10 protein-coding genes and 2 pseudogenes are annotated in these 13,880 nt (G+C 58.0%); 10 read left to right on the top strand and 2 right to left on the bottom strand.

All coding sequences use genetic code 11. The features are described from left to right. Nucleotides 1-18: 18 nt before the first annotated feature. The 5 genes from G9X68_RS18360 to G9X68_RS18340 all read left to right on the top strand — a co-directional run bounded on the left by G9X68_RS18360 (nucleotide 19) and on the right by G9X68_RS18340 (nucleotide 6,941). Nucleotides 19-1,332 (top strand): protein kinase domain-containing protein, encoded by a 1,314-nt coding sequence (locus G9X68_RS18360; protein ID WP_171603584.1) that lies wholly within the window; start codon nucleotides 19-21, stop codon nucleotides 1,330-1,332. After that, nucleotides 1,329-2,702 (top strand): metallophosphoesterase, encoded by a 1,374-nt coding sequence (locus tag G9X68_RS18355; protein WP_171603583.1) that lies wholly within the window; start codon nucleotides 1,329-1,331, stop codon nucleotides 2,700-2,702. Before G9X68_RS18360 ends, G9X68_RS18355 begins: the two co-directional genes overlap by 4 nt. Nucleotides 2,703-3,446: 744 nt before the next feature. Beyond that, nucleotides 3,447-3,863 carry a hypothetical protein gene (locus G9X68_RS31980; RefSeq protein ID WP_244956226.1) on the top strand — a complete coding sequence of 139 codons (417 nt, stop codon included), beginning with the start codon at nucleotides 3,447-3,449 and terminating at the stop codon, nucleotides 3,861-3,863. A gap of 1,787 nt (nucleotides 3,864-5,650) precedes the next feature. Then, nucleotides 5,651-5,923 carry a DUF982 domain-containing protein gene (locus G9X68_RS32420; protein ID WP_372353425.1) on the top strand — a complete coding sequence of 91 codons (273 nt, stop codon included), beginning with the start codon at nucleotides 5,651-5,653 and terminating at the stop codon, nucleotides 5,921-5,923. Between the two features lie 745 nt (nucleotides 5,924-6,668). Further along, nucleotides 6,669-6,941, top strand: coding sequence for a hypothetical protein (locus G9X68_RS18340; RefSeq protein ID WP_017959920.1), 273 nt, complete (start codon nucleotides 6,669-6,671; stop codon nucleotides 6,939-6,941). A 295-nt stretch (nucleotides 6,942-7,236) separates the two neighbouring features. Here the strand turns inward: G9X68_RS18340 and G9X68_RS18335 are convergent, their stop codons facing one another. Beyond that, nucleotides 7,237-7,431, bottom strand: coding sequence for a hypothetical protein (locus G9X68_RS18335; protein ID WP_003577126.1), 195 nt, complete (start codon nucleotides 7,429-7,431; stop codon nucleotides 7,237-7,239). Nucleotides 7,432-8,349: 918 nt separating this feature from the next. On the opposite strand from G9X68_RS18335, the pseudogene G9X68_RS18330 reads away from it, so the two are divergent. Then, nucleotides 8,350-8,803 (top strand): annotated as a pseudogene (locus tag G9X68_RS18330) (Ku protein). Between the two features lie 319 nt (nucleotides 8,804-9,122). Continuing rightward, nucleotides 9,123-9,671: pseudogene (locus G9X68_RS18325) on the top strand (aminotransferase class I/II-fold pyridoxal phosphate-dependent enzyme); the annotation flags it as partial. A gap of 124 nt (nucleotides 9,672-9,795) precedes the next feature. Here G9X68_RS18325 and G9X68_RS18320 read toward each other — a convergent pair. After that, a complete protein-coding gene (locus G9X68_RS18320; protein WP_171603582.1) occupies nucleotides 9,796-10,635 on the bottom strand; it encodes an SDR family NAD(P)-dependent oxidoreductase in 840 nt (279 codons plus the stop codon). A gap of 157 nt (nucleotides 10,636-10,792) precedes the next feature. Between G9X68_RS18320 and G9X68_RS18315 the strand changes: the two genes are divergently transcribed. The 3 genes from G9X68_RS18315 to G9X68_RS18305 are packed head-to-tail and all read left to right on the top strand — an operon-like array spanning nucleotide 10,793 to nucleotide 13,877. After that, the gene (locus G9X68_RS18315) at nucleotides 10,793-12,100 is read left to right on the top strand and encodes an ABC transporter substrate-binding protein (RefSeq protein WP_171603581.1); all 1,308 of its coding nucleotides are present in this window, start codon (nucleotides 10,793-10,795) and stop codon (nucleotides 12,098-12,100) included. Continuing rightward, nucleotides 12,100-13,059 (top strand): carbohydrate ABC transporter permease, encoded by a 960-nt coding sequence (locus G9X68_RS18310; protein WP_168312015.1) that lies wholly within the window; start codon nucleotides 12,100-12,102, stop codon nucleotides 13,057-13,059. Before G9X68_RS18315 ends, G9X68_RS18310 begins: the two co-directional genes overlap by 1 nt. Beyond that, nucleotides 13,056-13,877 carry a carbohydrate ABC transporter permease gene (locus tag G9X68_RS18305; protein ID WP_171603580.1) on the top strand — a complete coding sequence of 274 codons (822 nt, stop codon included), beginning with the start codon at nucleotides 13,056-13,058 and terminating at the stop codon, nucleotides 13,875-13,877. Before G9X68_RS18310 ends, G9X68_RS18305 begins: the two co-directional genes overlap by 4 nt. The last annotated feature ends 3 nt before the right edge of the window (nucleotides 13,878-13,880 follow it).

Genomic DNA, 13,880 nt, shown 5'->3' with positions numbered 1-13,880 from the left:
CCGACTGTCCCGAAAGCCATGGCCAAGAAACTGAAAATCGGCGACCGCATCCGGCAGTATCGCGTCACGAAAGTCTTCGGACCGGGAATGATGGCTATTTCCTATGGAGCTGAGACTTCTACGGGTGAGAAGGTTTTTCTCAAGCAATATAAGTCCCCTGCTCCGACAGTTGTCTGGTATAGGGATTTCATTGCTTATCAGAACGAGCTCGGAGCACGCGTCCGGAATGGCCGGGCTGGTCAATTTGCGGTGCGCCAGGTCGACGCATTCGAAGAGATCTGGGGCGGGCCTTGCTACTTTCAGGCATTCGAGTTCGTCGAGAATGGTGCCGACTTGCAGCATATGCTCGATGAGGAGCGGGAGCAGCATCGTCGCACCAAGCAGGCCGCGACTAGTGATGCCACGGTTTGGGCACGTCACCTCACATGGTCCAAGGTGTTCATGACCGGTATCGCGGCACTGCACGAATCCAAGGTCGTCCACGCAGATCTCAAGCCGGCGAACGCATATTTGATCACTGATCCGTCGATCAGCTCTGGCTACCAGCTTAAGCTGATCGATATGGACTTCTCCTTGTTGGCTGACCGCCGCGCGCCCTGGCACGGGCATCAGGGTTATGTTGGCACTGACAACTATCGATCCCCCGAACATATGACGCGCGGAGCTATTCCGGGGCTGGCTTCGGATATTTTCACCTGCGGCCTGATGCTTTACGAACTTCTCGCCGGCCATCATCCGTACTGGACCGAGGACCAGGCTGATTATGCAAAGCTTGTGCAAAGCTATGCCGCCAAACCTCCGGCACTTGCCGGGTTGATGCCGGCACCTGCGAGCAATGCCGATGTCAGTTCCGTCCTCCACCGATGCCTGTCTCCAGATCCCGCTGCGAGACCGACGGCTGCGGAAGTTCGGGCTGCTTTGAGTGGACGCGGCGCAGGCTCTGCCGTCTCCGGACAGAAAGCTCCTGCATCGACAACAAAAGGCATCACTCCTCCCGCTTCGGCAGAGCTGATCATCTCCGAGAGGATCGAATTGCTTGGTGCGGACGGACGCTCGCTTCATATCGGGGTGATGACGGAACTTGGAAAACCCCTGTTGCGGCAGTTCGGGCCGGAAAGCGAGTTCTGGGATAATCGCCAATGTGTCCTGGAACGAAATCCTGCACGGCAATGGGTGGTATCTCCCGTGGCGGGTGCGACCAACGAAACACTCGTGAACGGCCTGACGCTGACAGCTCCCCGTCCGCTCAGGCAAGGTGATCGAATTGCGGTCGGCCGCCAGGCCAAAGGCATCGCCAAGATGCCCCTTACGGTGCGGGCGCTCAACAAATGACCTCGGCCGGCGGACGTGAAGTGCCCGAGTCCGATCCTCCCTGCGAGCAGCCGGCGATCGCAGAGGCTCATCCGGTGATGACCGATGTGCCCAAAGATGAACCAGGGGCGCCGGGTCCCTCCAGTTCCCTCGGCGCGGTTGCCGCAGCTGTTCCAGCTGCAGGCCCCGAACCTCCACCGGCGGCTGCTGCGCCGTTGGATGGAGAGCCTGCGTCCAGGTCGGAAAGCCTGCCGTCTGACCAGGATCTTTCGAAGGTGGCGGCCTTTGCTCCATTAGAAATCGTCGAGGTGAATGACCTTGATTGGAACGCTGTCCTCAACCGGGCCAGCCCGTCCTCCATCCGCTCCGAAATTCGGTCGACGGTTGAAAGAATGGAGGGTCTGCTTGACCTTGCCGATGGGCCTGGCATGTTGTTCGACAAATTCCGCGCCGATCCCACCGACAAAGTCATCAAGATTTCTGACTTCGATGGCGAAATCCCGCTGTGGATCATCGGCGACTTGCATGGTGATCTTCTGGCGCTCGAGGCTGCACTTGCGGCAATGCGGCAGCCGGACCTGCAGCCCGGAGAAGGTCCACCTCGGATCCTGTTTCTTGGCGATCTCTTCGATGACGAGGGTTTTAGCCTCGAAATCCTTCTCCGCGTATTTGAACTGATCGTAGACGCGCCCGACCGCGTGTGCGCCATCGCCGGCAATCACGACGAAGCACTGTCTTACGATGGCGTACGATTTTCCTCGAGCGTGACGCCATCGGACTTTGCCGACTTCCTCAACGCTAACCTCACCCACGAATGGATCGAGCGGGCCGGTAAGCTTGCCGTGCGCCTGTTTACGAACGCTCCGCGCGCACTCTTCTTTCCCGACGGATTGCTTGCCGCCCACGGAGGCTTTCCGCTGGTTGACTTGCATCCCGGCCTCGCTGAATCGGGGGATTGGAACAACCCGATGTCCCTGTCTGATTTTGTATGGACAAGGGCCCATCCGAAAGCCCGCAGGAAGCTGCCAAACCGCTTCTCCCGCGGGAGCCAGTTCGGCTACGAGGACTTCGCTGCTTTCTGCTCTTTGAGTGCCGGTCTCGGACGGCCCGTCACACATATGGTACGCGGCCATGATCACGTGGAAGAAAGGTATGCGAGCTTCCCCGCCTATCGGGCTAATCCGCTGCTCACGACCGTCGCCCTTTCGCGTCGGTTGAGCCGCGAGGCATTCGGGCCCTACGAGCGGGTTCCAACTATGGCGCGATATGTCGAAGGAGCCCTGCCGAGCGTGTATCGGTTGCACATTCCCGCCGAAATGATCCGTGCCTATTATCCTCAGCCGGCGGCCGACAGCATCGACAATCACCCGGGCCAGGAGCCTCAAGCATGACGGGCGTCATCTTGCGTTGCCCAAACTGCGGCACCTCCACAGCGACTTCCGGCGAGTGCGAGGCCTGCCATGAGGCAGAAGTCCGCTTCTACTGTACGAACCACAAGCCGGGTCATTGGTTAGATGCACCCGCATGTCCGCAATGCGGCGCAAAGTTTGGCGATGCGCTGAGTCCGGCCGCACCGTCGGTCCCCCCTCCTGTTCGCCCACGTCCGCCGGTCCCTTTTCCCAAAGCAGCGCCCCGCGCGGAACCACCACCGCTGGATACGAGTCCCGGGCCATGGGGCCGGAAAGAGCGACGGAGGTCTGCCCGCCCTGAGGCGGAGACCGACGGCGCCTCAGCCGGCGACATCCACACGGTAAAAATGCTGGAGATGCTTCGAGCCCTCTCCCGCGCCGGTCGTATCACTCGAAGGTCAACCTATCCTATTCCGGAAGCGCCACCTCCAAGGGCAGCAGCGGCTGGGTGCCTGATGCGCTTTATGCTCCTCGTCATGTTCCTGTTCATCATCTTGCCGCTGATATTTTCCCTGATAGGAGGCGCTCTACTTGGCGTACTCGACGGCTATTACTTCTGAGGATCGACGACCACACACGCTCCAAGCGGCTGATGTCCGCGCCATCCGATCTGTTTTTTGTGCCTTATACGTGCCGCTCCTGCCGCGGCCGTGCGGATGGCTAACACGATCCCGCCAATCCTTGCTCCACGAGAGCAGGAGCTGAGCGTCAAAGAGCTAAGGCCGTGTGGTGCAGTTGACCGCATACGGAACCCGCGGTGGAGGCAGTAGCCTTAACTCATACGATGCCGTTAGCAACGGCAATTTCGACGACGACGAGCCGCTTCTGGACACCGACATTAGCCGCATAAGTTTGGTACCGGAAGTCTATTACTGGGCGCGTTCATCAAAGCACTTCGACGGGAAGCTCACCGTCGTGCAGGTCTCGACTGTCTTCGGGGAAGAGCCCAATTACTGGACACTTGCACTGCCTGGCACTGACCAGCACGATCGGAACATTGCTATGCTCCGAAATGCGGGGGTGCGGATCGCCATCGACGACTTCGGATCGATGACTAGTATGGCCCGAGCGAAAGGTCTTAAGACCACGGCTGAAGGGGTGGAAACGGACGAACAGAGCGATGCTTTAGTTGCCCTTGGGTGAGACAGCCTCCAAGGTTTCGTAATCTCGCGGCCTCTTGCCCGCGCGGCCATAATCGATTTGTACAAGCACTGCTTGAGGGTGCCGGCCGTCGACCTGTGCTCAAACCGGCTACGCTCGGGCGGGGTTTGCTCGGCGAGGGGAAGCGTTTTTAAAGCGTTTGGCCTAGAACGTCCCTAGGCGGATGCCATCGCGGCCGAGGAGGCTCATCCATTTGGGGCTTCTCCTGACATCGCCCCCTTGAACGTCCTGCGATCTCAAGGGCGAACGTGCGATCAGCTTAAAGGGGACTTAATGCATCCAGCGACGCCAACACAGCGTAACCGATGTTCCGCTCACACGTTGTGCGCGCCGCCTGATCTGTGATCGGCTTTCCATCGACGAACAAAAGGAGTGGACGCTCGCCCATGATGACCGACCGTGGGGCGATGGTGCTCCACTAGGTGTCGCCTTCACCTCTCGACAAAAGCTTCACCAGGGAGGTTCTGACTGGAGACGGCAACATTGCTAAAACCTCCCTGGTGTCCTTTTAACAAGGATCAGGAAAATCTAAGCTGGATCGAGCCGAGGGGAAGACGGACCTAAGTCGGACTGGCGACCCCAGAACCCGCTTCTCATACCAAGCGGCGTCGATATGTGCGCTATTGGCCGGCATCGCGATTAAAACCGCCCCATTCTACAAGCGCTGGCCGATTCAAACGCGCAAGTTCGAGATAGCATTCTATCGCAGCCGCTCGCCCGTTTATGTCGGACCCGACGTCGCCTGTCGGTCCCCGAGTAACGAACTCAGGGAGGTCAGGTAGACGACAAACCCGATAGCTCTCACGAAGGTAAAGCTGCGCCGTCTTCGCACAGGGTTGCGACACCGTCGGCGTCATTGTCAAAAACGGCGACAACATTGATCTGTGTTCGCAGCGCGACAAGGCCTGGAACAACTTCTGAAGATTGCCTGTGCCACTAAATGGATAGCCATCTTCCATATCGACATATCGAAAAAAGTCAGCGATTTCGGGCCGAAGCAGGCCAGCCGCGTGGCGTAGGATCTTAGCGTCGGAGCTCCCCTCGGCTACGATCGAGAAAGTCGAAGAGTCTGGCAGTCCGTCACCAAATTCTTCCTCCCCGCATACCCCCCTAGCAAGGGCCTGAAATGCCACGTGACGTTACAATCGAGATTGTCGGGCGCCTCGACCAGCAATCGTAAGGACGTCTAGGGATCGAATCCTCCGAGCAGGTACCCCGCGCTGGTCGCCTCCGAAAGAACCGTGTCAGGCTCGAAACCCTGGCCCCCGAAGGAGACAACGTCATACCAGGGTAGGCGGCCGCCCCAGGCGGACTGATAGGGCGAGTGCCTTGTCACCCGATTGGCCTTGGGCCGCCGCCACTCCGTAGAACTCGGCCCCTTGCGGACCGTCATACCATCGCGCCATATAAAAGCGTATAGACTCCAGTCGGCGATTTTACCAATCGGCGAGGCCGATTGGGCGATCAGACGTGCTCTTGCCTTAGGTGGGCCCACAATAATGTCTCTAAACCTCTTAAATCTTCCGGAACTATCCGAACGGCGCATAGAGATGCTCGCGAAGGTAATAGCCGACTGGTGCGACGCGAACTCCGTCGATGCAGGCGGGAATTGCGCGGAAGCCGCATACGCTGCCGCCATTGATCTTTTAAGTGCAGACCCGGACTTGTCAGCGGGCCAGTTGCGACAGGCACTGGACCTCAGGATGGCTGAAAACAAGCGCCAGGAACCTTCGTCGTAGACTGAAGTTGGGACGAAGTGGACGCTCCGTTTGGGCGGTTTGTCCGCTAGCGATGGAGCGTGTGTCTTGTGGAAGAATGTCGTTATACATTTGCGAAAGTCGATCACCGTGAGATCGGCAAAACAGGCCTTCGATCTCCTATCGGCCCGTTGGCCAGTCTCTGACGGAAAGGCTTACATCGCGGCCCTTGAAGCCTGTGAAGGCGTCGATGACGGACATGTTTCAGACGAAAGCGCTCTGGAGTTGTTCTTGTTGGCGTTGAAGGAAGCCGAAATCCCCTACTCGACCGAAATAGAACGGTAGGAGAACCAACATCGGACTGTAAATTGACGCATCAACGATGAGCCGAGCCTGTTTCTGCACACGACGAGGTGTGATTTGTGATCTCGAACGATTGCTCTTCTCAGATAATGCTGGAATCGTTCAGCCTCTTCACCAGTGATGGATGCTTACTTCCGGCCACAGTGTTTTCGCCCTCGCAGCCTTCTCATCGTGAGTGTGTCGTGTCAACCGGCCGACAATGAGGACCGTCGCGGAGTGATCGGACCATCCTGTGTTTTTCTCGGTCGCTCATTACAAGCGTCAGAGGAGCGAAATCCTCGCTTCCGCTCTAATTGATTACGCCGACCCGATGCATCGCTGACAGTCCTTTGACCTCGCAGGAAACGTTAATATCCGCTACGAAGCTCGGCCGCTTCCCCTGCAGTGACAACGATACCGCCGGCTGCTAGGCTCCCCGAAACTCGTACGGCAGACAAGTCAAGTATCCGGAATGGTTTCTCGCCGCGTTGGGAACTCTTGTAGAAGGTACGCTAATCAGGCCGCGGTTCAAATCTCGGCGTTCCAATCGACAACAGCCGCCACGCAGCCCCCGAGATTTCGTCCGCCGATGCGTGGACCAAGGATGTGAAGAACGAAAATCCGCGGCGCTTCTTCCTGGAATGTCCGCTGGATGGGCGATGGGAACTTCGGTGTCTCGCGTCCGTTTGGTTGCAGATGCGGCGTATCGGGCGGACATCCTGCGCCCCGGGCGGCAGAAGGGATCGTCATGGCAAGGGATGCCGACATAACCATATTAAGAAAGCGCGGAATGCTGGCGACCGTGCGCGGCGTCGTTGCGCATAGCGTGGGCGGGGCCGAAGTCGAGACTGCGCCCTGCGATATGCTACTGGGTAATGCAATTCTGCATGTCGCGAGACTGGACGTTTCGGTTTGCACGACCGCCGCCGCGAGTGTCGTTGCGGAGGGCATTATGTTGAATTGCGAGGACTGCCGTCGGCTCGCCTTGAAATATGGCGACAAGCTTGAAGTTCGTGAATAGGAAGCAAGAGCCCTAAGCACTGGCCGATCAGCTTGCTGGGCCCAAGGAATCTCAATCGGACATCCACACGACAATCGACCTCGGAGCCACGAGAGAATTCAGTTCGATGATGGTGTTCGGGAGTTTCATGGTTGAGACGTGGGGCCTTGAACAGCCTCGGCTGATGGTCTTTCGTCCACCGTTCTTCACCTTTGAGTTCTCGTAATCGGGCAGCGTTGTGAAGCAGATGGGGTTTGCGTTCATGTCGGCCTCCGACGACGGACGCCGCATAACGTAGAAAAATATCTCCTGCCATTCAGTGCGAGGTGATCGCACGACCGCTGGACGCGAGATGCTCAGTAATGGCGCGCCGGATTTCGGTAACCGTGTCGAAGAGCCTGTTGTCCAAGTCGATGACATTGAAGCGGACAGCGATGAATTTGAGGCGGTTTTCGACAGGGACCGCGATCCCGACTTCCTGACCGTTGAATACGACAGCTTGCTTTTGCATAACAAACCTCGGGCGCGCCACACGGGAGCACCATCTTTGAAAAGTGGAACAAAGGGTTTACGACGCGTCAGATTGCCGTCGTAGTTCGGTATCGGATCGAGACGAGATCACGCACTCGCTGCACCATTGCAAAGAAACGAAGTCCGGCAAACAACGCCATCATCCTCCTCAAGCGAGGTCAAACGACCGCTGAGCATCGCCGGCGAGGGCCGGTTATTTCAAAACTATTCTGTAAAAAACGTAGTCGAGAAACCTCGAGTAAGCAACTGATTTTTGTTATTATTTAGCGTTTTGAATCGTATGACAATTACCGCAGGTGCGAAGTAACAAATGATGTACGTTCGTCCGACCCATCGTCGAAGGCCCGTCAACGGCTTTACTCGGCGATATTGCAAATAGACGGCATTTCTTTCAGCCTCTTTCAGACTCGGGTAATCAAGCGGTCACTCCTACTTTTAAATAGATAGCCTTTGTTGAACGTCCTTCTCATCGAAAGGACCACGGACCTGAGATGTTTAGGGACCGGTAAACTCGAGGGTTTTGCAGGTTGCATCGGGACGTGTAATTGCTTTAAAATCGAAATCGATGCCCCCGGCTCTCGTCAGAAAGGCATCAGACCCGGCAATGGAAGGGGCGTCCCCCGATGCATAATCTGGCTACCGCTCTGGCAATCACCCTCTCCTATCTCGATGGACGCTCATCGAACTCCACTGAGGATGATGATGTTGAGGTTTTGGAAGCTGCCGCCGCAGAGCTTCAGACCGCTCCGTCGGACGAAAAGAACTCGGTGAACTCAGCTCTAGTTCACATCGGTAGGGCCGATCTCGCGGATGGCCTCGGTTTGAACTAGATTCACAAGAGACCGCGATCGCGGGTTGGGTTTTCGCGACCATCACGACACGATCGAGAGCCGGAGCCATGACGAGGACGGCAACTATGCGCCCAAAAGCGGTCGCCTATGTTACTTACGACAAAGAGACGGGCAACCGCGTCGTCTCCCGGTACATCGATTCCGTCACGGGCAAGCCCGTCAAGGACGAGAACGAAGCCAAGGGCTACGCTCGCGGGGAGAACGACTACGTTATCCTGACCGAGGACGATCTGGATGCCGTCGCGCTCGACACGGTGAAGACGATCGAAATCGACAAGTTCGTCCCGGCCGACAGTCCGCCCACTGGTCGCCTGACATGGCCAGCGATCCCATTCAGACTAGCCTACTGAAGCTCACCACCGAGAAGAAGAAGGTGTTGAAACCAATAAGGCGTCGAAGGGAAAAGCTGCTGAAGCGGCTCCCAAATCCAATGTGGTCAATATTATGGAAGCACTCCGGAAGAGCGTCGAGGCCGATCTCAAAGGCAGGAAGGCCGGGTAGTCCATGCACTTGTTGGAAACCAAGGTTGCTCACGAGACAACTGGTTGGCGGATAGACTTCCGGTATTAGGTAGCAAATGCCGTCAGCGGCTGCCTCCGGCCCGGAGCCGTCATAAGGTCTTTGGTGGTGGTCTTACCACGGGATCGATGAGCGGTGCGTTCTGGGCTAGGTATTCCTCGATGCCGCTCTCGTTTGTCGACTCCAACTCTAGCTTCAGGCTTTGATATCCGCGCCGCAATTCGTCATCCTTCGCGGCCATCCGGGCCGGCGTTTTCCTTCCGCCGCAAGGCCATCAATCGCATGGTTTACCTGGGGATGGCTTGCGGTTGTCACTCCGGGGCAGCAGGCACCCCTGGGCCACACCTTGTCGCTCGAACGGCGCCTGCTTTTGCTCGACTGGGCCGCGGCGAATAATGCATGGGTCGTAGAAGACGACTACCTGAGCGAACTACAGCTGACGGGCAGAGCCGCTCCCGCCCTCGCCTCGCTTGACCGGGCCGGGTGTGTCATCCGCATCGGGTCCTTCAGCAAGACCATAAGTCCAGCGCTTCGGCTCGGCTTCGTCATTGCGCCTCCGGCGCTTGTGCCGCTATTCGCGGAGACGGCAGCCTGCCTCATGCCTGCGCCAGGTCCAGCAGTGCAGATGGCGGTCGCGGAGTTCATTAGGGAGGGCCACTATCTGAGGCACATCCGCCGCATGAAGAGGCTCTATGCATCGCGACAGCAGGCCGTGCTTGCTTGTCTACCAAGCTCGGACAGCGTTGTCGAAGTTACAACGCCCGGTCTCGCGGTCCTGCTCAAGCTGCGGAACCACATCTCCGACGTCGCAAAACCGCGGCACCCGAATGCACTGGTCATCGGCTTCGCGCTCGTCGGAGGCGTTTTGACGACGAAATCCGCCGTTACGCTCGCGGGTGGCGTGGTTTTCGAGAATAACGTGGACAGCCTTGTCCTGCGGCCGCTCCGCCTCAAGATGCGCCGTTTCATCGCGCTCAGAGTTTCTGTTGCTCTATCGCGCTGAAGCGCAATGCCCTTCCATCGGCTTCAGCCAAAGCGTCCATTTCCTTTTCGAGCAAATCTCGATCGTCGACTCCGCGCAAGAGGCGACCAGCAAGCACATCGAAACGGCCGGCGGCGATGTCCGCGATAAGAAGTGCAGCTCGAGAAGGGTGGATATCGATGCCATCGTCGAAGAGCTGCTGGATGGCGGGCAGATAAGTTTTGCCTGCCTCCGAAAACAACTGCTTTTCCGTCATGTCGGTGCGTACGAGCCCCGGGTCGACGGCAAAGGCGCGTATGCCATGAGCGATCGTCGTATCATTGAGACACTCGGTCAGCCGCATGATCGCTGCTTTACTCGATGCGTATCCGGAACCGTGTGGGAAACTGTTGCCCGTCCCTCCGCCAACGAGATTGATGATCCGGCCTCTGCCGCGCGCCAACATTGTCGAACAAGCCGCGCGGGAGGTGTGAAACGTTCCTTGCAAGTTGATTTCCACATCCCGCCACCAGGCAACAGGATCACACTCCCATATCGGTCCGAAAGCCTGGAAAGAACCGTGATTGTTGACTAAAGTATCAACCGGACCCAACTCAGATGCGATCCGGGCAAAAGCGTTTTCGACGGCGCTGTATTGGGTAACGTCGGTCGTCACCGCGATCGCTTGCCCGCCCTCATCTTCAATCAGCGAGGCTGTTTCCTCGATCTCAGTGGCGGTTCGCGCAAGCACCGCGACCTTGGCGCCTTCTCGCGCCTGCCGGAGCGCGATCTCCCGACCGATTCCTCTACCGCCACCCGTGACGACCGCTACGCTGTCCTTAAGCAGGGTCATTTTATGCTCCTATCTTGTGCAGCGCCGCCGCCGCCGGAACGCAACGGTTCGGCTCCTAAGCACTATCGGACAAAACCCTTGCTAGTTTCAAGATAGATGATAACGTTTCAATTAAATTGAGTGCGAAAGGCAAAGTCAACGTTTGGGAGGATGTGACATGACCAACAGCAGTAGATCCACGCATGAGATACGTCGCCGCACCCTGCTTGCCGGTGCGGGAAGCGCCGCATTGATGGCGTTGACGGGCAGCGCAAACGCGCAGGATAGCGTGAGCGGCGAACTTGTAGTGCTGAATTGGCTCGGTGGTTCCGAGCTCGACATGATGCATCAGATCCAGAATGCATTTACGGCGAAATATCCAAAAGTAACGATCAGGGAAGTTGCCATTACCGGCCAAGGAGACATGCGCGGCGGCATCCGCACGGCACTCATGGGCGGCGAAGTGGTCGATGTTCTCTACAACACCTGGCCGGCCTTCCGGAAGGAACTGCTCGATGCCGGCATGCTGCGGCCGATCGACGACCAATGGAAGTCCTTCGGCTGGGACAGGCTCATCAGCCAATCATGGAAGGAACTAGGCGCTATAGCCGACAAGACCTATGGCTTGACCTACACCTTCGGCGACCGCTCCGGCATCTGGTATAAAAAGGAGCACCTTGCCAAGGCGGATCTCACCGAGCCGCCGAAGACGTGGGAAGATTTCGTGGCCAGCTTTGCGAAGCTCACCAACGCGGGCTTCGCGGCTCCAGTTGCCATTCCCGGCAAATACTGGGCGCATGCTGAATGGTTCGAAACGCTCCTCTTGAGGACGGCCGGCGTCGAGACGGCAGCAAAGCTCGGAGCGCATGAAATTCCGTGGACCGACCCTGCGGTGAAGACGGCGCTTACAAAGTATGCCGAAATGTTGACCGCGGGCTGCTGCGGCGCGCCGAACACCATGCTCGCCAACGACTGGGACGGGGAAGCCGACCAAATCTTCCAGGCGAACGCCAAAAATTACCTGCTGATCGGCATGTGGATGAATAATCGCGCCAAGAACGACTACAAACTCACCGAGGGTAAGGATTACGGTCTCTTCCAGTTCCCAGCCCTCGGCATGGGTCATGACGACACGTCGAGCGTCGATACCAAGGAACTGCTCGTCACGGCAAACGGCCCCAATCCGAAGGCAGCAGACGCCTTCCTCGATTTCTGGACGAGCGCCGATGCCGCCAACATTCTTGCCAAGAACGGCTATGCGTCACCAAGCAGTAATACCGACACGTCGCTCTATGGCGAGACGCAGAAGGTGGCGACATCAGCGGTCGCAAGCTCGAGGTTGCAATTCGTGCTCGGAGATCTCTTGCCCGGCGATCTCGTCGATGAATATCGCGTGCAGCTGCAGAAATTTCTGCAGGATCCCTCGGCTGCTAATATCGATGCCGTCCTTGCGGCAATCGAAACCAAGGCCCAGGGTTCCTACTGATGGCTGGAACCTCCGCTTCCCCGGTGCGGGAAGCGGCGGGCGTGATGCAGGTTTCTCCGCTGGCGGTCAGCATTGAAGGCCGCCGACGTCTGCTCAGGGACACGCCCGCCGCTTTTATTCTGATCGCACCTGTCATCGTGCTTTTTGCCGTCGCCGTGGTCTATCCGCTGGTGGAGACTATCCGCTTGAGCTTCTGGGACATACAGGGCCTGCGGAAGCCTTCCTTCATCGGCTTTGGCAATTATGTGCGGCTGTTTTCGGACGCCACCTTTCGCAGCACGATGCTAACGACCCTGATCTTCACGATCGGGACGACGGTGATTTCGGTGTCGATTGGCTGGGCTCTGGCAATGACGTGCGCGTTCGCGCCACGACAGACGCTGCCGTTCCGCGTGATGATCTTTGCCGCCTTCGGTATTTCGGAGGCAGTTTCGGGCTACATGTGGATTGGCATCTATAGGGCCGATGCCGGCGGCCTGCTCAATTCGCTGATCCAGCTTTTCGGGTTTTCCAGCTTCTCGCATGCTTGGCTCGGCGATGCCAATACGGCGCTGTGGGCACTCATCATAGCCGCATCGTGGAGCGGCGTAGGCTTGCCCCTGATGCTGATCTTCGCCGCCATCCAGGCAATCCCGAAATCCGTGCTCGAAGCAGCCTATATGGACGGCGCCAAGCCGCTCTCGACCATGCGCCACATCATGATGCCGCTGTCGATGCCCGGCGTGCGTGTCGCGGTTTTCATCAACCTTCTGGGTGCGCTGCGCGCCTTCGACATCATCTACATCCTTACGGGCGGCGGACCGGTGCGCTCAACCGAGACGGTTGGCTATTTCATGTACCGAGAATCCATGACCCAGTTCAAACTGGGCTATGGGGCCGCTGCGACCGTCATCCTGCTGCTGGCCGTGCTCATCGTCTCGATCCCCGCCATTATCCAGCGAACGGCAGGTGCGAAATGATCGGCAAGGCTCCCCGCTGGATTGTCATCTTCGTCGGCATCATCGCCTGCATCTGGGTCATCCCAATCGCCGGCATTGTTGTTACCTCCCTGCGTCCTCCCGAGGGCGTCTCGCTTGGCTGGTGGCACTTCGAGCGCTTCGATCTGACCTTCAATGCGTGGCACCGCGTCTGGGAGAAATATCCGCTCTCCCAATCCATGTGGGTGACGATTAAAACAGCGGGGATTGCGACGGCGTTGACGATGCTTTTGACGCCGGCAGCGGCCTACGCCTTTCATTTCCTCAATTTTCCGTTCCGCCGCATCTTGCTGATTATCATCATCAACGCATTCGTACTGCCGCAGCAGGTCGTCATCATTCCGCTCTTCACTCTGTGGCGCGATCTCGGGCTGATCGATAGCATTCTCTCCGTTCTCATTCCCTATGTCGGGATGTCCTTCGCTTGGTCGATCTTCCTCGTCAAAAATTTCTTCGAAGATTTCCCGCGCGAACTAGTGGAAGCAGCCAAGATTGATGGCTGCGGACCGATTGCGACCTTCCGTCATGTGGTACTGCCGAACAGCCTGTCGCCGATCTTCGCCGTCGGCATCCTGCAGTTCCTCTGGACCTGGAACGCCCTGCTGCTGCCGATGCTTTTCCTGCGCAGCGACGTACCCCTGCCCGTGCTGCTCGCCCGCATCTCCGGCAGCTACGAGATCAACTGGGACCTGCGCTCGGTGGCGGCGATCATCACGACAATCGTTCCCCTCCTTGTCTTTCTTGTCTTCCAACGTCAGTTCGCCGCCGGCTCTCAAACCCGCACCGGCGCAAAGGAATAGGAC

The sequence above is a fragment of the Rhizobium changzhiense genome (assembly GCF_013087625.1).
GTDB lineage: Bacteria > Pseudomonadota > Alphaproteobacteria > Rhizobiales > Rhizobiaceae > Rhizobium > Rhizobium sophorae.
This window is presented reverse-complemented; position numbering and strand designations above follow the sequence as displayed.